This is a genomic window from Actinoplanes sp. NPDC051346, from assembly GCF_040682215.1.
GTDB lineage: Bacteria > Actinomycetota > Actinomycetes > Mycobacteriales > Micromonosporaceae > Actinoplanes.
The window spans coordinates 718,882-739,854 of sequence record NZ_JBFBAJ010000002.1 but is presented as its reverse complement, the minus strand read 5'-3'; the positions used below and the strand labels follow the sequence as shown (position 1 = coordinate 739,854).

19 protein-coding genes are annotated in these 20,973 nt (G+C 69.6%); 8 read left to right on the top strand and 11 right to left on the bottom strand.

Translation table 11 applies throughout. The annotated features are described in order from the left end of the window. Nucleotides 1-5: 5 nt before the first annotated feature. The 3 genes from AB0M36_RS07575 to AB0M36_RS07565 form a co-directional block, all read right to left on the bottom strand. A complete protein-coding gene (locus tag AB0M36_RS07575) occupies nucleotides 6-701 on the bottom strand; it encodes an ABC transporter ATP-binding protein (protein ID WP_364153890.1) in 696 nt (231 codons plus the stop codon). Continuing rightward, nucleotides 688-1,446: an ABC transporter ATP-binding protein gene (locus AB0M36_RS07570; protein ID WP_364153888.1), complete on the bottom strand. Its 759-nt coding sequence runs from the start codon at nucleotides 1,444-1,446 to the stop codon at nucleotides 688-690. Before AB0M36_RS07570 ends, AB0M36_RS07575 begins: the two co-directional genes overlap by 14 nt. 98 nt (nucleotides 1,447-1,544) lie before the next feature. Next, nucleotides 1,545-2,096, bottom strand: a complete 552-nt coding sequence (locus AB0M36_RS07565; protein ID WP_364153885.1) for a PHB depolymerase family esterase — start codon at nucleotides 2,094-2,096, stop codon at nucleotides 1,545-1,547. A 282-nt stretch (nucleotides 2,097-2,378) separates the two neighbouring features. Between AB0M36_RS07565 and AB0M36_RS07560 the strand changes: the two genes are divergently transcribed. Further along, nucleotides 2,379-4,145, top strand: a complete 1,767-nt coding sequence (locus AB0M36_RS07560) for a calcium-binding protein (protein WP_364153882.1) — start codon at nucleotides 2,379-2,381, stop codon at nucleotides 4,143-4,145. 97 nt (nucleotides 4,146-4,242) lie between these two features. Here AB0M36_RS07560 and AB0M36_RS07555 read toward each other — a convergent pair whose 3' ends face one another. Beyond that, complete coding sequence (locus AB0M36_RS07555; RefSeq protein ID WP_364153880.1) at nucleotides 4,243-5,886, bottom strand: ATP-binding protein; 1,644 nt, start codon at nucleotides 5,884-5,886, stop codon at nucleotides 4,243-4,245. Between the two features lie 536 nt (nucleotides 5,887-6,422). Between AB0M36_RS07555 and AB0M36_RS07550 the strand changes: the two genes are divergently transcribed. From AB0M36_RS07550 to AB0M36_RS07540, 3 genes are all read left to right on the top strand, one after another. Next, on the top strand, nucleotides 6,423-6,827 hold the full coding sequence (locus tag AB0M36_RS07550; RefSeq protein WP_364153877.1) for a response regulator: 405 nt from the start codon (nucleotides 6,423-6,425) through the stop codon (nucleotides 6,825-6,827). Nucleotides 6,828-6,950: 123 nt separating this feature from the next. Continuing rightward, nucleotides 6,951-7,328: a response regulator gene (locus AB0M36_RS07545; protein WP_364153875.1), complete on the top strand. Its 378-nt coding sequence runs from the start codon at nucleotides 6,951-6,953 to the stop codon at nucleotides 7,326-7,328. Nucleotides 7,329-7,537: 209 nt separating this feature from the next. Beyond that, complete coding sequence (locus tag AB0M36_RS07540; RefSeq protein WP_364153872.1) at nucleotides 7,538-9,793, top strand: ATP-binding protein; 2,256 nt, start codon at nucleotides 7,538-7,540, stop codon at nucleotides 9,791-9,793. Nucleotides 9,794-10,113: 320 nt separating this feature from the next. On the opposite strand, the gene AB0M36_RS07535 is transcribed toward AB0M36_RS07540, so the two are convergent. The 3 genes from AB0M36_RS07535 to AB0M36_RS07525 all read right to left on the bottom strand — a co-directional run bounded on the left by AB0M36_RS07535 (nucleotide 10,114) and on the right by AB0M36_RS07525 (nucleotide 12,525). Further along, nucleotides 10,114-10,458 carry an STAS domain-containing protein gene (locus AB0M36_RS07535; RefSeq protein ID WP_364153869.1) on the bottom strand — a complete coding sequence of 115 codons (345 nt, stop codon included), beginning with the start codon at nucleotides 10,456-10,458 and terminating at the stop codon, nucleotides 10,114-10,116. 453 nt (nucleotides 10,459-10,911) lie between these two features. After that, nucleotides 10,912-11,271 carry an STAS domain-containing protein gene (locus tag AB0M36_RS07530; RefSeq protein ID WP_364153866.1) on the bottom strand — a complete coding sequence of 120 codons (360 nt, stop codon included), beginning with the start codon at nucleotides 11,269-11,271 and terminating at the stop codon, nucleotides 10,912-10,914. Nucleotides 11,272-11,499: 228 nt separating this feature from the next. Further along, on the bottom strand, nucleotides 11,500-12,525 hold the full coding sequence (locus AB0M36_RS07525; protein WP_364153864.1) for a hypothetical protein: 1,026 nt from the start codon (nucleotides 12,523-12,525) through the stop codon (nucleotides 11,500-11,502). Nucleotides 12,526-13,108: 583 nt separating this feature from the next. On the opposite strand from AB0M36_RS07525, the gene AB0M36_RS07520 reads away from it, so the two are divergent. Both AB0M36_RS07520 and AB0M36_RS07515 read left to right on the top strand, forming a co-directional pair. Next, nucleotides 13,109-13,423 (top strand): hypothetical protein, encoded by a 315-nt coding sequence (locus tag AB0M36_RS07520; RefSeq protein WP_364153862.1) that lies wholly within the window; start codon nucleotides 13,109-13,111, stop codon nucleotides 13,421-13,423. A 355-nt stretch (nucleotides 13,424-13,778) separates the two neighbouring features. Beyond that, the gene (locus AB0M36_RS07515) at nucleotides 13,779-14,498 is read left to right on the top strand and encodes a hypothetical protein (RefSeq protein WP_364153859.1); all 720 of its coding nucleotides are present in this window, start codon (nucleotides 13,779-13,781) and stop codon (nucleotides 14,496-14,498) included. Nucleotides 14,499-14,674: 176 nt separating this feature from the next. On the opposite strand, the gene AB0M36_RS07510 is transcribed toward AB0M36_RS07515, so the two are convergent. Both AB0M36_RS07510 and AB0M36_RS07505 read right to left on the bottom strand, forming a co-directional pair. Next, entirely contained in the window at nucleotides 14,675-15,478 is an 804-nt protein-coding gene (locus AB0M36_RS07510; RefSeq protein WP_364153856.1) for a DinB family protein, read from the bottom strand. 141 nt (nucleotides 15,479-15,619) lie between these two features. Further along, on the bottom strand, nucleotides 15,620-17,374 hold the full coding sequence (locus tag AB0M36_RS07505; RefSeq protein ID WP_364153853.1) for an ABC transporter ATP-binding protein: 1,755 nt from the start codon (nucleotides 17,372-17,374) through the stop codon (nucleotides 15,620-15,622). A gap of 52 nt (nucleotides 17,375-17,426) precedes the next feature. Here AB0M36_RS07505 and AB0M36_RS07500 point away from each other — a divergent pair, with 52 nt between their 5' ends. Further along, nucleotides 17,427-17,993, top strand: a complete 567-nt coding sequence (locus AB0M36_RS07500; RefSeq protein ID WP_364153850.1) for a TetR/AcrR family transcriptional regulator — start codon at nucleotides 17,427-17,429, stop codon at nucleotides 17,991-17,993. A 244-nt stretch (nucleotides 17,994-18,237) separates the two neighbouring features. On the opposite strand, the gene AB0M36_RS07495 is transcribed toward AB0M36_RS07500, so the two are convergent. Next, nucleotides 18,238-19,515, bottom strand: coding sequence for a hypothetical protein (locus AB0M36_RS07495; protein ID WP_364153848.1), 1,278 nt, complete (start codon nucleotides 19,513-19,515; stop codon nucleotides 18,238-18,240). Between the two features lie 150 nt (nucleotides 19,516-19,665). Here AB0M36_RS07495 and AB0M36_RS07490 point away from each other — a divergent pair, with 150 nt between their 5' ends. After that, nucleotides 19,666-19,863, top strand: coding sequence for a hypothetical protein (locus AB0M36_RS07490; RefSeq protein ID WP_364153846.1), 198 nt, complete (start codon nucleotides 19,666-19,668; stop codon nucleotides 19,861-19,863). Between the two features lie 35 nt (nucleotides 19,864-19,898). Here AB0M36_RS07490 and AB0M36_RS07485 read toward each other — a convergent pair whose 3' ends face one another. Continuing rightward, the gene (locus AB0M36_RS07485; RefSeq protein ID WP_364153843.1) at nucleotides 19,899-20,966 is read right to left on the bottom strand and encodes a hypothetical protein; all 1,068 of its coding nucleotides are present in this window, start codon (nucleotides 20,964-20,966) and stop codon (nucleotides 19,899-19,901) included. Nucleotides 20,967-20,973: the final 7 nt, after the last annotated feature.

Here is a 20,973-nt window from a genome sequence, read left to right as displayed (position 1 = left end):
ATCTCCTATATGCCGAGGTACGCGAGCAGCTCGTGTTCCCGCTGCCGGACGGCGCCGTTGTCGAGCGTCTCGACCACCCGGCCCTCGGCCAGCAGGTGATGGCGGTCGGCCACGGTGGTGGCGAAGTGCAGGTTCTGTTCGATGAGCAGCACGGTCACACCGGCCGCCTTGATCTCCAGCAGGATGTCGCCGATCTGGCGCACCAGCAGCGGGGACAGCCCCTCGGTCGGCTCGTCGCAGAGCAGCAGCCGGGCGCCGCTGCGCAGGACCCGGGCGAGGGCGAGCATCTGCTGCTCGCCGCCGGACAGGTGGGTGCCGGCGAACCGGCGCCGCTCGCGCAGCACGGGGAACGTGGCGTAGACCCGTTCCAGCGGCCATGGATCCCGGCCGACGACCGGGGGGAGCAGGAGGTTCTCCTCAACGCTCAACGTGGCGAAGATGCCGCGGTCGTCGGGGACGTAGCCGAGTCCGGCCCGGGCGCGCCGGTGGGCCGGCCGGCCGGCGAACGCGCTGTCGCCGAGGAACGTGATGCGGCCCGCGCACTGGGCGTGCAGCCCCATGAGGCACCGCAGCAGGGTGGTCTTGCCGGCGCCGTTGCGGCCCACCAGGGTGACGATCTCGCCCTCGGCGACCTCGAGGCTGACGTCGCGCAGCACCTGTGCCTCGCCGTACCAGGCGCTGAGGCTCTCAATGGTCAGCACGGGACTCTCCCAGGTACGCGGTGATCACTCGGGGGTCGGCGCGGACCTCGGCGTACCCGCCCTCGACCAGCACGCTGCCGTGCTGCAGGACGGTGACCCGGTCGGCGAGGCTGGCCACGACCGTCATGTTGTGCTCGACGAGCACGACCGTGCGTCCTTCGCGCACCCGGGCGATCAGGTCGACGGTGCGCTCGACGTCCTCGCCGCCCATTCCGGCGGTGGGCTCGTCGAGCAGGAGCACGCGCGGGTCGAGGGCCAGCGCGACGGCGAGTTCCAGGGCGCGTTTGCGGCCGTACGCCAGGGCGGCGGCGGGCACCTCCGCCTCGTCGGCCAGCCCGACGGCGTCGAGCAGGTCCATGGCGCGGTCGCGGAACCGCTCGAGCCGCCGTTCGGTGCGCCAGAACCGCCAGCCGAGGCCGGTCCGCGCCTGGAGGCCCAACTCCACGTGCTCCCGGGCGGTCACCTGCGGGAAGAGGGTGGTGATCTGGAAGGACCGGGCCATCCCGAGCCGGGCCACCCGGTCGCTCGGCAGCCCGGTGATGTCCCGGCCGTCGAGGGTGATGCGTCCCTGCGAGGGGCGCAGGAAGCCGGTCAGGAGGTGGAACAGCGTGGTCTTGCCCGCGCCGTTGGGGCCGACCAGCGCGTGCACGCTGCCCTGCGCGATGTCGAGGTCGACCCGGTCGACGGCCCGGAATCCCCGGAACTGCTTGCCGAGGCCGCGGGCCTGAAGGATCGGCTGCTGCATCTGCCCTCCCAGCGGTGTCGTGCATCACCCTGTGACGCGCAACACTATGGGGCCGCCTTGCTCTCACGCCATGTGTGTCGAACCCATAGGACAGTCCGCTATGTATGGCTGCGGTCCACACCGAAAAACACAGCGTCGTGGTACGCCGAGCAGATGGTGTCGAGGAAGTACAGGGCCGCGGAGCCGCACTGATCGGCGTCCGCGCCGGGATCGACCGGAAGGCCGTGCCCCATGCCGGTGACCTGGTAGAGGCGGACCTGGTCGGCGCCGTAGACCTCCAGCTTCGTGCCGGCGGGCAGGGACGACACGGCGGCCGGCCGCGGGGGGACACCCAGCACGTCGGTGAACTGGTCCCGCAGTTCCCGCCCGTTGGCCGGCGCCACCGTGAAATCGGACTGACCGTGCCAGATCGCTACCCGCGGCCGCGGCCCGGTGTACTCCGGATAGGCGGCACGCACGAGGTCACCCCATTGCCGCGGCGTGCGCTCAGGGGGCGCGTACTGGCACAGGCTCGCCTGGCTCAGCGAGGCGGCACACCGGTACGGCAGCCCGGCCGCGACGGAACCGGCGGCGAAGACATCCGGGTACGCGGCCAGCATCACCAGGCGGTGGCGGGCGGAGACCGCTCCCGCCGCCTTCTCCCCTGTCACGAGGCAGTATCAGCCGGGGCGGTGCAGCACCGTTTCCGTACGCGCGAAGCCCTCATCCTCGGCGCTTTGGAACACATGTTCGAGGAGCGGGATGCCCCGCCGGACCCGGACTCCGGCTGGTCGACCCAGCTCGCCGCGGCCCTGGCGGCCGCGGATGCGGCGCCGTCGCGCCGAGTCGGCGGGAAACCATTGAGTCGACCCGGCAGCGCCCGATAAAGGCCTCGGCTGGCACACCGATTGTGATCGGCCAGCGCCGTTACGTGATCGCGGGATGGATCAGACATGACTTCGAAGCACCTGCCGACCGTCAAGGTGCGCGCCGCCGTGGTCGCGGCCGTGGCCGCCGCTGTGGGCCTGTCCGGCGTCGCTCCCGCCGTCGCGGCGCAGCGCGCTGTGGCGTCCAGCGGTCACGCGTGCACCGTGGTGGGCACCGCCGGCAACGACCGGATCAAGGGCACCCACGGCAACGACGTGATCTGCGGGCGCGGCGGCAACGACGTGATCACCAGCGGCGGCGGCAACGACATCCTCGACGGCGGCGCCGGCAACGACATCCTCGACGGCGGCGCCGGCCGGGACGTGCTCGATGGTGGTACCGGCAACGACCGGCTCGACGGCGGCGCCGGCAACGACACCGAGGACGGCGACAAGGGCAACGACACCGTCGTCGGCGGGCCCGGCGACGACCGGCTGACCGGCGGCGACGGCAACGACCGCGAGCGCGGCGACCACGGCGACGACGTCCTCGACGGCGGCACCGGCCGGGACGTGCTCGATGGTGGTACCGGCAACGACCGGCTCGACGGCGGCGCCGGCAACGACACCGAGGACGGCGACAAGGGCAACGACCGCGTCGATGGCGGTCCGGGCGACGACCGGCTCGACGGTGGACCCGGGCGCGATCACTTGGACGGCGGCACCGGCGTGAACTCCTGCGTACGGGACTCGTCCGACACCTCCCCGCGCAGCGCCTGCACCGACGTCGCCCGCCCGGTCGTCGACCTCGGGTCGGCCGCCTGGGTCGGCTCGTCGACGGTCGACAACAGCGCCGCCCGCACGATCCGGCTGCGGATGCGACTCACCGACGACCGCAGCGGCGTCGACTTCGCCGCGGTGTTCCTCAAGGCACCCGACGGCGCCCAGGTCGACATGCAGAATCCCGAGCTGGTCTCCGGCACCGTCAACGACGGCGTGTGGGAGTTCATCGGCACGATGCCCGCGTACGCGCCGACCGGCGAGTGGATCGTCGACCAGCTGCACGTCGAGGATCGCGTCAAGCACGTCACCCGGCTTCGCCTCCCCGACGTTCCCGCCCTGACGGTGACCGGCGAGGCCGACGAAGCCGCACCGGTCGTGGACCTGGCGTCCGGACAGTGGACGGACGCCGCGACGATCGACAACAGCGCCGAGCGCACTGTCCGGCTGCGGGTACGGATCACCGACGACCGCAGCGGCGTCGGCTTCACCGCGGTCTTCCTGAAGGCCCCCGACGGCGCGATGTTCGACATGCAGAACGCCGAGCTCGTCTCCGGCACCGTCAACGACGGCGTGTGGGAGTTCGCCGGCAGGATGCCCGCGTACGCGCCGACCGGCGAATGGGTCGTCGACCAGCTGCACGTCGAGGACGGCGCCAAGCACGTCACCCGCCTGCGCCTGCCGAACCTTCCCGCCCTGACGGTGACCGGGGTGGCGGACGAGAAGGCACCGGTCGTGGACCTGGCGTCCGGGCAGTGGATCGGCTCGGCCACCATCGACAACAGCATCGCCCGCACGATCCGGTTCCGGGTACGGATCACCGACGACCGCAGCGGCGTCGGCTTCACCGCACTGTTCCTGAAGGCCCCCGACGGCGCGATGTTCGACATGCAGAACGCCGAGCTCGTCTCCGGCACCGTCAACGACGGCGTGTGGGAGTTCGCCGGCAGGATGCCCGCCCACGCGCCGACCGGCGAATGGGTGGTGGATCAGATGCAGGTCGAGGACCAGGTCCGACACGCCACCCACCTGCGCCTGCCCAACCTCCCCGCCCTCACGGTGACCGCGGGATAGCCGCGGCCCTAGGCTCGGGGCCATTGAGCGCCGATTCCCGCCGTACCTGGCTCAGATCGGGTGCCGGCGGACGGATGCTCACTGCCGGCCGTCTCACTTATGTGGGGCAGGTGGGGGGTTTGGTGGGTAGATGGATGACGAAGGTGGTGCCGGGTGCGTTGGTGTCGGCGACGGTGATGGTGCCGTGGTGGCGTTCGATGATGGTGCGGATGATGACCAGGCCGAGGCCGGTGCCGGGGATGCGTCGGTCGAGGGCGGTGGAGGCGCGGTAGAAGCGGCGGAACAGCCGGGAGCGCTCCTCGTGCGGTATGCCGATTCCGGTGTCGGAGACTGTCCAGGAGATCTGGTCGTCGTTCTCGGTGAGGGTCACGGTGATGCGGCCCCCGGCCGGGGTGTATTTGATCGCGTTGGTCAGCAGGTTGTCGGCCACCTGACGCAGCCGATCCGGGTCCGCGTACAGGTCCAAGCGCGCGGGTGCGTCCACGGTGATTGTGAGGCCCTTGTCCGCGGCGTCGTGTTCCAAGGCGTGAGTGGCGTCGCCGACGATCGCGCACAGGTCGGTGCCGATGGGTTGGATGGCGAGGTTTCCGGACTCCAGACGGGCGAGGTCGAGCAGGTCCTCGGCCATCACCGATAGGCGCTGTGCGCTGCGGGAGATCGTGGCCAGGTACTCGCGCTGGTCGCTCGGCGAGACGCTGTCGAGTTCCTCCTCGAACAGCGACGTGGTGCTGGTGATGACCGACAGCGGGTTGCGCAGTTCGTGGGTGACCAACGCGAGGAACTCGTCCTTGGTGCGGGCGAGCTCGACGGTGAGTTCCTCGGCGCGGCGTCGTTCCAGGTACTGCCCGACCTGGGCGGCGACCCCGGCCAGCAAGGCGATGAGTACGTCCTCGGGATCTTCGGCGCGGTCGCCGTAGACGCAGAGGGCGCCGAGGGTGTGCCCGCCGGTGCACAGGGGCACGCCGACGGCGACGTGCAGGCCGATGCGAGCGGCGGCGCGGCTGCGGACGCTGCGGGTGTCGGCGGCCAGGTCCGGGATCCATTGGGGCCGGGCTTGGGCGTAGACGCGTCCGGGCAGCCAGGTGCCGGGCTCGACTTCGTTGATCGCGAATCGGCCCAGCCGCCGGCCGGCCGCGGCGTGCCGGGCCGTGCAGGACAGCACCTGCCGTGTTTCGTCGGCGAGCCACAGTTCGGCGACCGGCCAGCCCATTTTCACGCCGAGGGCTTCGACGACCCGGGCAGCGGCGGCGGTGCTGGAGGCGGCTTCGACCAGGCCGCGGGAGACGGCGGCCTCGACGTCGGTGAAGCGGCTGGCCCGGTGCGCGGTGGTGATGTCGTGGGCGAAGGCGTGGAAGATCCGCCCGGTGGGTTCCTCGGTGGCGGTCAGGGTCATCTCGATCGGGAACTCGTGCCCGTCGGCGTGCTGGGCGAGCATCCGCCGGCGGTGCCCGAGGATCCCGCCGAGCTCACCGGCGGCCAGGCGCGCCAGGCCGGCGCGGTATGCGGCCCGGAACCGGTCCGGGATGATCAGCTGGTCGACGGGCTGTCCGCAGGTCTGCTCGTGGGTGTGCCCGAAGGTCTTTTCCGCAGCCGGGTTCCAGCCCACCACCCGACCGGCGGTGTTGATCGACACGTAGGCTTCCGCCGCGACCGCCAGCACGGCCTGCGGCTCGTGCAACACGCCCTCGCTGCAACTCACCGTCTGCCCGGCGGACTGCGCTTGCGAAATCGCCTGGGTCACCACGTCCCCCGATCCCGCCTCGTGATGATCTCGGACGGCGACACCTCGGGGGCCTGAGGCGCACTGTATGTGCTCGCAGCCTAGCCATGGTGCCCGCCCGCTGAACCTCCTACGGACACAACGACCCGGCTGTCCGGTAACCGCCCGGCCTCGACGTTCCGAGGTTGCTCGCCCCTTGGTCCAGCGTCTATCGGGCACCCGCGGGCAGGGTTCGGTTCGGGGCTGATCACGGCGAGCATCGCGCATGCTGCGAGGCTGTCGGCGACCCGTCCGGACAGGACGGATCATCCTTCGTTGAGCGGACGAGAGTCGACGCCGTGAATCTGACGCAGGCCTTTGTCGCCGGCCGGCCTGCCGCCAAGGTCGTTCGTTCTTCGGTACGGGCACGCGGTCGCGGCTAGCCTGGTGCGGGCGGGTACCAACGCTTCCGGTTGGCCGATGTTGGCTCGATTCCCATCCGCTGGTCCTGAATGGTTGCCATGGTTGCCAGTATTGGTCTGACTATTGTCGTGGCTCCGAGGAGCATGAACATGGCTATGATCCTGATCGCGGATGACGACCCTGACATTCGAGAAGTACTCACCTTGCTCTTCTGTCGTGCCGGACACCGCGTCATTGCGACCTCGGACGGCCTCGAGGCGTTGCACGTCGCCGAGTCACAGGCACCTGACCTGATCGTGGCGGACATGGACATGCCCCACCTCGACGGCGCCCAACTCTGTCGCGCACTGCGCGAACATCCCCAGCTTCGCGACGTACCCATGGCAATCTTGAGCGGAACGCTCTACCGCGACGATCCCCGCGTGCGCGACATCGGCTCCTGCGCGGTGCTGCTCGAGCCCATGCCCAACGGCAACGTCCTGGCCGCTGCGGAGCGGCTGCTCTCGCTGGGACGGCATGACCACAGCAACATCAGCGCGTGCGCGCCCGCGGGCCGTTGACCCGACGCTCCACCCGTGGAACAACGTGATCCGACTTAAAGAATCGCGGGTCACCAACCCGGGATTTCTCCTCCGGCGGGTGCGAAGACCGCCCAGAAGGGCTCATTCGCCTAAGGGGCTCAGATGGCAGATACGATCCTGCTCACCGAAGTGGCCGCCGAGATCCGCGCAGCCTACGGTCTCCTCTTGCGGCGCGCGGGCTATCACGTGATCACCGCCGCCGATCGGGCCAGTGGCCTGCAGTGCGCGGTCAACCACCTGCCGGATCTGGTGGTCATCAACCTGCGCGATGACGAGGGCCCGCGGATGTGCCTGGAGTTGCACGCCGACCCTCGAACCAGTCACATACCGGTCCTTCTCATGTCCGCGGCGCTGTACCCCAACGCCGCGGCCGCGGCCGCCGTCGGCGCTGACGACTACCTCGCGAAACCCCTCCCCAACGCTGAGCTCCTCGTACACGTTCGCGGGCTCCTGCAACAAAACGCTGAGCTGTGCGGCTAGCCGACGGAGACCGTGATGCCCACCCGGCAGCGCGTGATCGCTATCCCTCGATAGGGCGGAAGGTCGTCCTAACCTGCCACCGCCGCGACTTCGACCCTGAGCAGGTGCACTGGCGCGGCGACAGCTCGCGAGCCGTCGTGTGAGTTGCAACTGGATTGCGCCCCTGCTGTCGAGGTCAGTCGTTGCGCGGGCCTGCCGACCGTGGTGGTATGGCAGGTCTGTTCTGGCACGTGCGCACACGGGTGTCATCTACAGGGCTCGCCGCCATCATCGCGGTCGTCATCGTGGCTGCCACGTTGGCCGTGGCGTCGGCGCTCGCGGTGGGCCAACGCCGTTCAGCGGAGGCGCAGGTCGAACGGCGTGCGGCACAGGCAGCCGATGCCGTCGCTGCCGAGGCGGGCCGCTACGTGGACACGCTGCGCACGGTAGCGGCGTCGGCGGGGGCGTTCGAGCCGTTGACGGCGGCCGCCTTCCGGCAGGCGGTCGCGCCACTGAAGGACATGAACCTCGCCGGGGCCACCTCGATCGCCTTCCTCGTGCCCGCCACCGACGATCAAGTGCCGTCGGTGCAGGCCCGGTGGCGTTCGCGGGGCGTCCCGGACCTGCGGGTCAAACCGGTCGGGACGGGGGTGGAGCACCTGCTGGCCGTGCTCAGCGTGCCCCTCGACGGAGCATCGACGCCGCGCCTGGGCATCGACGCCAGCCAGGCGGTAGCGCCGGCCCGGGCGTTGACCGAGGCCCGCCGCTCCGGAGCGGTGACCATCTCGGCCGCCTACCAACTGATCATCGACCAGAACGTTCCCGCTGACCAGCGTCAGATGTCGTTCTCGCTCACCGCGCCGGTGTATGCGCCGGCCGACGCCGCCGGGCAACGCGAGTTCCGCGGATGGCTGCTGATGGGCCTGCGCGGCCACGACTTCATCGCCAAGACTTTGCACCAGGAAGCCCAGGGGCTGATCGACGTCAGCCTGCGGGCCGAAGACGTCGGCGGACGCGAGGCGCCGGTCGCCGCCCTCGACGCGCCCGTCACCGGCCGACGGGACCTGACCCGCACCGTGTCGGTGCCGGTGGCCGACCGGTACTGGCACCTGCGGGTCGACGCCGCGGGCGCGAGCCTGCCCGGGGTGACCACCGGCCTGCCGACCGTCATCACGGTCAGCGGTGTGATCCTGGGCTTGCTACTGGCCGGGCTGGTGTGGGTGCTGGCCACCGGACGGGCCCGCGCCCGCGCCGAGGTCAAGCACGCCACGGCGGAACTGGCCACGGCGGAAGCTGACGCGCGCCGCCAAGCAGAACTGTTGGGCGCGGTCCTGGACGGCATCAGTGACGGCGTCGGCGTCGTCGATCACCAAGGTGAGTTCCTGCTGCACAACCCGGCGGCCAAGGCGATCCTCGGGCTCGGCGTCGACAAGGGCGGAGTCGACAACTGGCAGGACCACTACGGCATCTTCGAACCTGACACGATCACCCCGTTCCCAACCCCGCGGCTGCCGCTGGTGCGGGCGCTGGCCGGCGAGTCCGTCGACCAGGTCGAGATGGTCATCCGCAACCCCGCCCAGCCCGACGGTGTCACGATCACCGTGTCCGCCCGCCCCCTGAGCGGAGCGGGCCAGGGCGCGGCGGTGGCTGTGTTCCACGACATCTCCGCCCGCAAGCTCGCCGAGGCGCAACTCGCGGCCACCGTCACCGAACTGCGCGAACGAGAGGCCGATCTGCGCGCCTTCGCCGGTGTTGTCGCCCATGACCTCAAAGCGCCGCTGTCGGTGGTAGCCGGCTACGCCGAGTTCCTGGACGAGGCTCTCGCCACCGGAGCCCCAAGCACCGCTCTGCGCCCCACCCTGCACAAGGTCCACTCCGGTGTCGCACGGATGAGCCGGCTCATCGACGACCTGCTCGCCTACGCCACCGCCCGCGACGGCGTCCTGCAACCGGCCACCGTCGACCTACAAACCCTGACCGCGGACGTGATCACCGGACGCACCGCGCATCTGCGCGGCAACCCCGCGATCGCGTTCCCCGACATCTACACCGGGTCGCTGCCCACGGTGCACGCCGACCCCGTCCTGGTACGTCAGCTGCTCGACAACCTGATCGGCAACGCCCTCAAGTACACCCTGCCCGGCCAACCCGCCCGCATCGACATCGCCGCCCGCGACGACGCACCCGGCTGGACCCGTATCGAGATCGCCGACCGGGGCATCGGCATCCCGGCTGCCGAGCACGACCAGGTGTTCGAACGGTTCCACCGCAGTGCCGCCCACAGCAGCTACACCGGCACCGGCCTCGGCCTGGCGATCTGCAAGAAAGTCATCGAACGCCACGGCGGGCGCATCCACGCCGAAGACAACCCCGGAGGCGGCATCAGAATCATCTTCACCCTGCCGGTACACGCCCACGCTACCGAGGCATCACCACGCCGACTCGAACCACACCTATGCACCACTTCCGATACCCAGCCACGGTGAGCAGCACGCCTTTCCTCGCTGCACCACGTCGCCGAAGCCGCACTTCATCCCCCGCCTGTGCTGCCAGGGCCTCAGAGGTCGGTACCCCAGTTGCTCTACGGCACTGACGCGGCGGCAACCCGCACGAGGTGACCACGGCTGCCGACCGACTCCGCCTCAAGCCCGTCGGCCCGCGACAACTGACCGCTGTCGTCGCTGCGATGCTGCCCTGAACTGCCGTCCCGCCGCCAGGATTCCGCTGCCCCTGCGGACCACGACGGAGGTTTCGCCTAGCCGCGTCGTACCCGCGTGAACCGCGCGCCCGGCACCGCCGAATGTTGCTATGCCGCGCCAGTGCTTCGCGGTCGTGGCACGGTCGGGACCGACTCCGTGAGGATCTCCTCGCCGGCCAGGTCGGGCGAACACAGCGCGCCCGCCAGTCCGGCTTCGCGCAGCTGCATGGAAAGGAAGGCGCCGGCGTTGATCAATTCAACGGAGATGCCCGCCTCTGTGCCTTCCTGGTAGCTGGCGAGCAACGCGGAGATGCCCGCGCCGTCCAGCACGCTGACATCGCCGACATCGAGCAGCACCTGCCGTGGCGCCCATCGGGCGACGGCGGCACGCACGGCACCAGGGATCTGGTCAGGGCTCTGATAGGCCACCACGCCAGCCACGGTGACGACCACAGAGTGGTCGGGTTGCAACGCGGCGTGTAGAAGGTTGGGCACCCGTCGACCTTGGCACAAGGTCACGAAACGGTCTACATCGCGTAACCGGCGATCACCCGTCCGAGATGATTGCGGCAACGTTCACGTTGAGACGTCCCACGGGTAGGCAGCGCTTGCGTGCCGCGCGGTCGGGGCAGACACGTTGTCCTACCAGCTCGATCACGCGCGACGCGCCGGTCGAAGACACCGAACATCGTCGGCGAGCCCGACCTCTTGAGCACCGCCACAATTCGCCCTCCACATTAGCTCGCCTAGCGCGCTCCCGGCTTGGCCGCTTGTGGTCACAGAAGCCGGGTCGAAGTCCGCGGTGGGACAGCGCGGCTCGTCTGCACGCGTGCCGGCCGGGCGGTCGAGCGAGCGTGATCGGCTCAGCGAGGTCTGAGTGGGTCTTCACGTGGCTCGATGGCGCGATCAGCGTTGACGTCTCGCCGTCGGCATGACGCCGGGCTGGATGATGAGCAGGAGCCGTTCGATGTGGGGTCGGGCATTACGGACACGGCAGGTCGCTCCGCGCGCGACGGCCAGGCGGTGAGCACAGCCGATAGCGCGAGCGCCTGCAACATCGCAGAAGGTCAAGGCGGCGAGGTCGATGACAACGTTGCGAGGCATGCTGTCGGCGAGCGCGTCATGCAGCGCGTCGAAAGCGATGAAGTGGTTTGCCATGTCCAACTCCCCGGCTACCACGATGGTCAGCTTGTCGCCGACGACCATCGCTACCGCGAAAGCCAGTGGCAGGAATCGGGAGAGGCAAACCCATGGTTGAGTCGCCATCACAAGCACGCTCTCGCATGACATTGCGCCGTCGCCTCGCCCGGCATCGGCGGGGGTCCTCGCAGCATGACAGCGAAGAGGTACAAGGCTCTCTCATCCACGAAAGTCTCCCTGCCCGAACGGCGCCCTCTAGAAACAGTTCCACTGAGGACTGCCGTCTTACTGATGCCAGCGGGTCAACGTCAACGGCGCACCGGTCGGGCTGCCGGCCGAGCGGTTGGTGCGGGGTTACCGGCGGGTGGGAGCGGGTGGTAGGTAGAGGCCTTGGTCGGCGGCACGGATGACGGCGGCGTCGCGGGTGGGTGCGCCGAGTTTGGTACGGACGTTCTCGACGGCGGCGAGCAGGGCGTGCCGGGGTAGCCGCAGGTGGTCGGTGATGCGCGGGTGGGTCCAGCCGGCGATGAGCTGGCCGAGGATGCGTAGCTCGCGGTGGGTCAGCCCGTGCAGGTCACCGGCCGGGGAAAGCAGGATCACCGCGCGCCAATGCCCGGGAGGCAGGGTGGGGCAGGCCAGCACGGTGGCTTTCAGATAGCGGCGTAGCCCGTCGCGGGCGTGGTCGGTGGCGAGGAACGCCGCGTGCTGGTCTCCGGAGGTCATGCAGGCGGTGGCCTTGTGGAGGACGGCCGAGCCGGGGGCCAACAGCTGGTGCTCTGTCAGGCCGGTCAGCGGTTGGGTGTTGCCGGCGTGGGTGAGGACCACCCCGGCGGTCGCGGCGGTGACCAGGTCGGCCAGCGCGGTCAGGGTGTTCATGGGGTCGACGGCGTGCGCGATCAGCGGGGCGAGGGCGGCGAGTTGGTCGCGGACGGCGTCGCTGGACGGGGTGCTCGTCTCGGTGGTCGTGGCGAACATGCCGAGGTAACGGCCGTCGGGGGTGGTCAGGGGAACGGCGATGCCCTCACCGAATCCGGCCGGGTACAGATAGTCGGCCCACGCGGGGAGTTCGGATGGTGCCACGGGCATGTCCTTGACCCGCATCGGTACGCGGTCCTGGTGCAGCCCGAGGCGTTCGATGTCGTCGACGTGTCCCGTACTGTTCATGTAGTGCCGTACCCGGTCGGGATGGCCGCGGCTGACCAGCGGTGCTTGCACGCGGCGTTCCGGGTCGAGCAGGCTGATCCAGGCGGCGTCGAAATGCAGCAGGCGACCCAGCGGCTCGAGCAGGGCCTGCGCGCGGGCGGCAAGGGGGCCCGGAGTTACCGCGATCGCGGCTATCTCGGCCAGCACGGCATCCGCCGGCGGGCGGTGCCTACTCACCGTTCACCGCCCGGCGCCGGCGCGGCGAGGTCGGCTGGCAGGTACAGGCCTTGGCGCTGGGCCCGTACGGCGGCCACCCGCGGGAAGCCTCATCCTCGCTCCTACCCGTCGATGAGTACCACGCATCCTCCGCCCGTCCATCATGGGCCGCTGTGGCCTGGAAGGCCATCTTTGCCGGGGCAGTCCCGCGATTTGGCCGGCAGCCGGCATGCCACGCCCGGCCGGGTGCTCGAGACCAGGCCCGTGCCTGGGGTGCCTGATTCGCCGCGCTCGTGCGGCTCCGCAGGTCACCCCATCCGTCAGCTACCCAGGCAGCCGATGGCGGGTCCGCAGCCGCACGGCCCGCGATATCACCGGCGCGTTCCCCCAGAGTTAGGCTCCGCTCTCCACGGACACGCCCAGGAGATTGCCTTCGATTGGCCGATCCTGGAAAGTGGCGGAAACGCACCCCCTGACCACGCCGGATCGGCCGGTTGGCGACGTTCGTCCAGATGGGGCGACAGCCCGGCGAGTCGCTGGTAGGCGGCTTCTTCCCTGGCTGCGGCACAATGCGACCCGCAACCCACGACGGAGGTGATCTGCGATGACGCTGTCCCCATACGCGATCCGGCTGCTGACCGCGGCGGTGCTCGCCCTCAACGGGATCTGGCTGGCCATGCTCGCCGGCGGCGCCGTAGCCGCAACGCGCGACGTACCGATCACCTGGGAAATGTGGATGTTCAGCTTGACGCCGGGATGCGCTTTCGTCCCGGCGCTGTACTACCTGCTCCGCCGGCAGCGCGCTGAGGATCCGAAAAAGGTCCGCGACTTCACCGGCATGGCCGTGGTGCTGACCGTGATGGGCGTCCTCGTCTTCGGCTCCACCGTTTACAGCCTCGTTCAGGCGTACCCACGCTGAGGACCGGCTACGTGCGTCAGAGAGTTCTTCCCGCGCCGAGGTGCATGCTGGACGGACGGCAACCGCGGACAGCCTCGGTGCCGTACTCGGTGACCTGGCCGCACGGCATGGCCGCATCACGGCCACGACCGGCTAGACGGTCACGCCATCGTGCCGTTGATGGTCCTGTTCGGCATTGATGATCCTGTTCGGCTACGCCATCCGGCTGCGCAGCCAGACCCACGGACGTGGCAGCTACACCGCCCGCTCGGCCCTCTACCGTCCGCCTGACCCCGGTACGTGGGGCCGCGACAGCGACACGTCGAGGCCCCACCGAGACGCCCGGCCCGCGACTAGGTGACGGATAACGGATTCCTTGCCCGGTCTCGCCGGTATTGGTGCTGAATCCGGTTCGGGTGTGGGTCAGCGGCGGAGGGCCAGCCACCTCTATCGTGCTGGCATGTTGCTTCGCCCCGCCGAGGACGCGATCCGCCTCGACTTTCGCGTCTCGCTGTCTTCCGCGGCGATTGGGGTCGGCCTGTCGACGCTCCTGGCCGTGATCGCCTGCGCCGCCGCACTCTTCCCCAAGGTGATGATCGACGGTGCCGGCACCGCGGAGACCGTCATGGCGTGGCTGTGCAGCGGGCTGTTTTCGCTGCCGGTGATGCTGATGGTGGCCGCTTTGGTGAAGATGCGGCGGTCGCAGGGGCTCTTGATCGACGCCCGCGGCGTCTGGTGGTACGGCCCTGGCGCGCCGGACCCCCGCCTGATCTGCGCATGGACCGAACTCGGCGCCGTCGCGATCACCTGGAAGCAGTCGGCCGCTCCGGGCATTTCCCAGCCGGTCAGACCGGTGGTCGGGCACGCGCTGGAGGTCTACACGACCGACCCGGTGCTGGACGACCGCTTGGACGCGCTGGCTCGCGTATCGGAAACCGAGCGGCCCGTGCTCGTGGATCCGCCACCGTTCCGGTATCGGCTCGTTCTCCCGGACGGCGGGATGGCCGAGGTCGCCGGAGCCGCTGTGCACCGCTACGCGCCGACGCTGTGGGCGGGCAGTCATCGGCGGCAGTGGAATCCCGTACCCGGAGCCTAATCTGGCCCATGGCCTGAGTACGTTATATGGGTTAGCCGTATCGCCAGGTTGGGGTGGGTTTCGGCGGCGAGGCGTCTGCCGAGGTTGTCGATCATCGCCAGGGTGCTCCTGCCGGCGGAGTCTCTCGGGCCGGGCCTCGCCGCGGTGTACGTGCTCGCTCTGAGGAATCTGGCCTGTCAGGCACCGGCCTCGAGCACTGCGAGATCGCGCACCGCATAACGGTGATGCTCGGCCTCTTCCTTCAGCACCACCTTGAGACAGCGGCGTACGACGTATTCCTGGTCGGGATACGGGTCCGCCGGCTTACGATCACATACCCGATCGAGCTCGGCCGCGGTGAGCCCGTCGACGACACTCCGCATCGTGGCCATGCGGGCGAGCCGCGGCGCGAGCACCTCGTCGAGCGTCGGGGTGGCCTCGAGGACGAGCCCGAGCTTCGCCGCCGCGTCGGGCGGCATCCCGCCGGCAGGGAAGCCCCACTGGTGGTACGGCGCTTCCTCCTCGAGCACAGCATTGCCGAGCCAGGCGTCGCTCGCGAACAGCAGGTGCCGTTGAGTCTCGACGAACGACCACTCGCCGTTGACCTGCTCGTGCAGCTTGCCCTCGGGCAACAGCCTGGCGCGCTCGAGCGTCGCGGCCCACAGCGTCTCGATGGCATCCCAAGCAGTCCGGTAGTCGTCGGAGGACGCGGCGTCACGCGCCAGCACCCGAGTGGGGTGCCGCCGGTCGAGTTCGCCTTCGACGTAGGCGGTCACGTCGACGTCGTTGACGACGACACGCTCGAAGTCGCCACCGAGGTAGACGTCGCTCCCATAGCAGTCGACGATCCTCAGACCGCTGACCTCGCAATCACGGATCTCGAGGGCGGCAAGGTCACACAGATGGATGTGGGCACCACGGAACTGGTCACTCTGGGCGTACTCTGCAGCCATCGAAGCAGTTTCCCCCAGCCGTCCCGCCCGCGCCACGTTCGGCAACAAGATTTCGGGCCTTGCGTTTGCCAGCTGAGTTGGCCGGTTCCCCAAGCGAACGACGAGCCGATCAGCAGATCGCCCTCACAGCGGGTGTAGGTGACCGGGACGCACCCGCTCGGGGCGTGCCCTGCCAGGGCCGTGGGCGGTTCAGGCGGGGCTGAGGCTGGGCTGGTCGGCGGCGATGCGCAGCGCTTCTACCAGCCGGCGATACAGCTCGTCCGACGAGATCAGCTCATGGTGCGTCCCCTGCGCCCGCACCCGGCCTTCCTCCAGGACGATGATGCGGTCCGCGTCGAGCACCGTGGAGAGCCGGTGTGCGATCGTCACAACGGCCCCGTCGGCGGCCCGCTGTTTGATGCAGTCGTGCAGCGCCGCCTCGGTCAGCCCGTCGACCTGCGCGGTCGCCTCGTCGAGAAGCAGCACGTCGGGAGTGCGCAACAGCGCGCGGGCGAGTGCGATCCGCTGCCGCTGGCCGCCCGACACGTCCGTCGACGCGAGCGAAGTGTCCAGTCCGTCGGGCAACTCGTCCACCTTGTCGGCGAGGCGTACCGCCTCCAGCGCCGTGCGTACCTCGTCGTCCGTGGCGTCGGGGTGGGTGAAGCGCACGTTGTCGCCGATCGTGCCGGGCACGACCGGGGTCTCCTGTTCGACGTACGCGAGCCGGGTTCGCACCTCGTCGTGGGTGTAGGTCGCGTATGGCCGGCCGTCGAGCAGCACCTCGCCGTGCTCAGGCTCGAGGAAGCGCAGCAGCAGGGAGAAGAGCGTGGTCTTGCCCGCACCCGATGGCCCGACGATGGCAGTGTGGCCGCGTCGGGCGATCTCCAGGTCGATGCCCCGCAGGACGGGCGCGGCCTCGGGACCGTATCGGGCGCTGACCGCGCGCAGGGTGAGGATCGGACCGTCGGCCGGGGCGCCGGTGACGGGCGGTACCGACCTCTGGCGGCTCGTCGGTTCCAGCTCGATCGCGCCGAGTTCGTTGAGCCGGCCGGCAGCGGCGATCCCGGCCTGGAGGGCGGTGACATTCTGGGTGAGTTCCGTGATCGGGCCCATCAGCTGGAACACATAGAGCAGGAACGCCACGAGGGTGGACACCTCCAGTAGGCCGAGGTGGGCCCGCCAGGCACCGACGCCGAGGATGAGGATCACGGCGAGCTGGATGCCGGTCCACGCGATGATCCACACCGTCGCGCTGATCTGCGCGGCCCGGATGCTGTGGGAGGCGGCGTCGCGCGCCCGGTCGATGACGTACCCGCTCTGCCGCGCCTCCGCACGGCTCGCCTTGACGGTGCGGATCGCGCGTAGTGCGCCTTCCAGCGCCCCGCCGAGTTGGCCCACCGATTCCTGGGCCGCGGTCTGCGCCGTCCCGATTCTGGGCATCAGGGCCGCCATCATGGCGCTGACGACCACGACGGCGGTGAGGGTCCAGGCGAGCAGGACCAGGTCCAGCACCCCCATCAGGATGAGGGTACCGACGAGGCCGACCGCCGCGTTGATCAGGCCGATCATGCTGCCGGACGCCTCGTGCAGCAGGCCCGTGTCGGACGTGGCGCGGGTGACGAGTTCGCCGGTGGAGCGACGCTGCAGGTCGCCGACGCGGGCCCGGAAGTACCGACGGATGACCGAGGTCCGGGCGTCGAGGACGACCCGCTCCGCGAGCCGGCCGAGCAGCAGCCACTGCCAGAGGGTGATCGCCGCGCCGACGACGACGAGGGCGAGCAGCACGGCGACCGGCCGGACGAGCTCGATGCCGTCGCCGAGAGAGTCGAGGACCCATTTGGTGACCATGGGGGTGGCGAGGCCGGCCCCGTTGGCGACGAGGCCGAGTCCCAGACCGAGCGCCATGGTGCGGCGGTGCGGGCGGAGCAGCGCGAGCAGGGTACGAATTCTCGTGGGTTCTGCCATTTCCAGAATGGAACACTGATGTTCCGAAAAAGGCAACTGATATTCTGCCCATGTGACGGACATCCAGGAGTCGGGCAGCCGCACGCGCACCCGGCAGGCGATCGTGGATGCCGCTATCGAGGTCCTCGCCCGCAACCCCGCGGCTCCACTCGGCGACGTGGCCGCCGCGGCGAACGTCGGCCGGACGACGCTGCACCGGTATTTCGCCGAGCGTGCCGACCTGAGCGCCGCCTTGCGCGCGGAAGCGGTCGACCGTCTGCGTCAGGCCACCGAACGGGCCTGCGTCGCGGACGGCACCGGAGCCGCCGCGATCCGCCGACTCTGCCAGGAGTACTTCGACCTCGGTGACGTGCTGTCGCTGATCTTCAACGAACAGCTCCTGCTCACTGACGCCGATTGGCAGCAGACCGCTGGATGCGACGCCGAATTCGTCGAGATGGTCGAGCGCGGTCACCATGACGGCACCGTCGACCCGGAGCTGCCGGCCTCGTGGATCCAGAGCCTGATCTGGAGCCAGCTTTACGCCGGCTGGAGCTACATCGGCGAGCAAGGCGTCTCCCGCCACGAGGCCCTGCGCCTGATCCTGCGCAGCATCGAGGGCGCGGTCTCTGTCCGGTGAGGACCGCCGCTGCGGCTCGGCACCTGTGTCGGGCCGCTCGGAGTCGCGCTAACGGCCCGGCCGCTGGTCGGACTATTGCGGGAAGACGGCGTTGGTGAGCAGTGTGGCCAGAGCGCAGGGCCGCTGGGACGATGGCACGGCCGCTGGTGTGGACTAGGACACCGACGGGTTCGAGGCGCGTACTGGGCACGCGACAACGCCGTGGGCACCCGCCCACGGCGTTGTGTTCACTCGACGGTGGTCGTCAGCGAACCGACGTCTCGTCTCCAGGTGTCACCAGGACGAACCGGCGACGGCGTGCGCTGAGTAGCAAGAGCCCACCCACGGCGACCACGGCGACGCCCGCGCCGCCCAGAAGAGCGGTCTGCGTGCCGGTAACGGGGAGCCCGCCGGTGCCGCTGGCGTCGGTGTCCTTGGCGCCGGCATTGCTGCCCCCGGCGTTGTCACTGCTGCCGCCGCCCCCGCTGGTCTTACCGACGAAGACCACGAACTGGTCACTGTTGTCGCTCTTGTCGACCTCTGGCAGCGCGTTGCCGGCCTTGACGGTGCGAGCCTGCTCGATCGGAGCCTCTTCGGCCTTCTCGCCGACGATGCCCTCGGGCAGCTGCGTCACGGCCTGGGGTGCGACGGGTCCGTCCGCGGCGCCGGCGTCACCGATGATCGCCTTCACCGTCACCGTGCCGGTGAGGTCCTTCGGCGATGGCGCGTCAGCGGCGACCTTGATCTCGGTTGCGCCGGCGATGGCCGAGAAGATCTTGTCGTCGTCGGCCTTGTCCTGGTCTACCGGCACCAGCGGAAGCTCGTCATACCTGCACGTGGCCACGGTCTTCGCAGCGTCGTAGGTGCAGCCGTCGAGTTCGTCGGCGAAGCTGACGTGCTCCGGCAGCTGGATGTCGAAGTGGAAACCCTCGACGGCCACGTCGCCCTGATTGCCGACCTCGAACGTCAGTTCGGCGACGCTACCGGGCGCCACCAGCTTCTTGGCGCCGTTGTTGTCCGATGCCACGTCCGCGGCGACGGCGTACAGGTCCGGCCCACTGACACCGACCTCGACATCGACGCCACGAGCGGTGACGTTGTTGCCTTCCTTGTTGTCAATGCCCTCGTGCGCCACCGCGGCGAACAGCTTGCCGGCTGCGCCGGTGCCGCCCTTGCGGGTCAGCTTGATCGGCAGATCGAGCGACTCGCCGGAGGCGATGTCGCCGATGATGCACACGAAGCTCTTGCCCTCGTTCTCGCAGGACTCTGCGTCCGGCACCTCGAGCTGGACTTTTCTGCCGTCCAGGTCGTCGTTGGCGAAGTAGATGACCGTACCGACAGCGGTGCCCGGCCCGTGGTTCTTGATGGTCGCCTTGACGACCTTGCCCGAACTCGTTGCAGCGACCTTCGTGCCGGTGATCGTCAGCTGCAGATCCGCGACGTTGTCAGCCGCACGGGCCGGGGCGCCGAACGCGGCGAACACACCGGCGGCCAGCGTCGACGCAGCCGCGGCGCGAACCAAGAGGTTGAAGCGAGAATTCATGTGTCCCCCGTGTCGGGTGGCATTGACCGCCGCACGATAATCAGCAACGCGGTCCACCGCTACTTCCGTGAAGCAGATTTGGTCCGCTATGTCAGCTTCGGGTGGATAACGGCGCATCAATCTTGAGGTTGGCGACGATCGTCACCGGTTGTGCACCGTCAGCAGCTAATGGTGGCGCGCTGGCTCGCCGGTCCCCGCGACCTGTTCATCGACGAGGACCGTGCTGCCGAGCTGGCGCTCCTCGGCACCTCGTTGGCGGTGCTGCTGACCACCGCCCTGGATAACGACGGCGACCTCAGTCAGCTGGCGACCGGACGGCTCGCCGACCTCGACGGGCAGCCTGCATAGAGTTTTGTGCCAGCGTCCTTGGCGGGGCCGTCGGCTCAGCGGCGGGGGCGGGCGTGCAGGCAGGCTTCGGCGCGGATCTCGGCGAAGATCATTTTGGCGGTGTCGCCCCAGCTGTCCCACGGGCTGCCACTGGCATCGGTGCCGAGGTGGCGGAACTGCTCGACGGCCTCGTCGTAGCGCTTGCTCTTGGTGAGGGCGTACGCCAGCCAGCTGCGGTCGCGGTGCTTGAGGTCCGGCCTGGGCAACAGGGCGTCGATCGAGCGTTGCACCATCGGCGAGGACCAGTCGGGGGCGTCGGCGTTTTCCAGCTCCATCGCCGCGTGCAGCGGCAGGTGGATCAGGTCCGGTGAGGACGCCGCCGCCCGGGTGGCGAAGTCAATCATCAGCTCGTGCGAGCCGTGCCACTTTTGGCACCAGTACTGCAGCGCCCGGGCGTGGGCGCCGAGGTGGTGGGGTGCCCGCCGGACCAGCTCGGTCCACAACCGTCCGAAGGCGTCGTGGTCGTACGACATTCCGCACGCCACCATCATCAGGGTGTTCCACGGGGTCGGATCGTCCGGCAGCACCCGGGTCGCCTGCCAGGCGGCCTGCTCGGCCTCGGTGAGCACGCGGTGGAAGCCCTCGAACTGGTCCTGGCTCGTGCTGGTGGCGTACGCGGAGCCGCGGATCTGCCAAGCGAGCAGCAGCAGCGACTCGGCGTGCACGACGGCGAGGTCACCGTCGTGGGGGCGGGCCTTGCGCCACGCCGCGAGCCAGGCGTCATCGTCGGCGGCAAGCTCCGCGAAGTGGCCGACGACGCTGGTACGGCGCTCCCAATCCAGCCAGGTCGAGGCGATCAGTAGGGCTGCGGGCTCCCACTGGCCGGTGCTCGCCGCGGCCGTGGCCCGTTCCAGGTCGTTGTCCGGGGTGCCCCGGGTGGTGGCTTCCGTGGTCAACTCGTCGTCCGGCGCGAGCCCGTGCCGCGCGGGGTCGGCCTTCTTGGGCCGCAGCGCCGCCGCCACCACCTCGATCGGCATGTCGTCGATCTCGATGCCGCGGCGGCTCGCCTCGCGCATCAGCTTGAGGATATTGAGGTATTCCCTGGGCTTGTTGAACAGCGACAAGATCGGT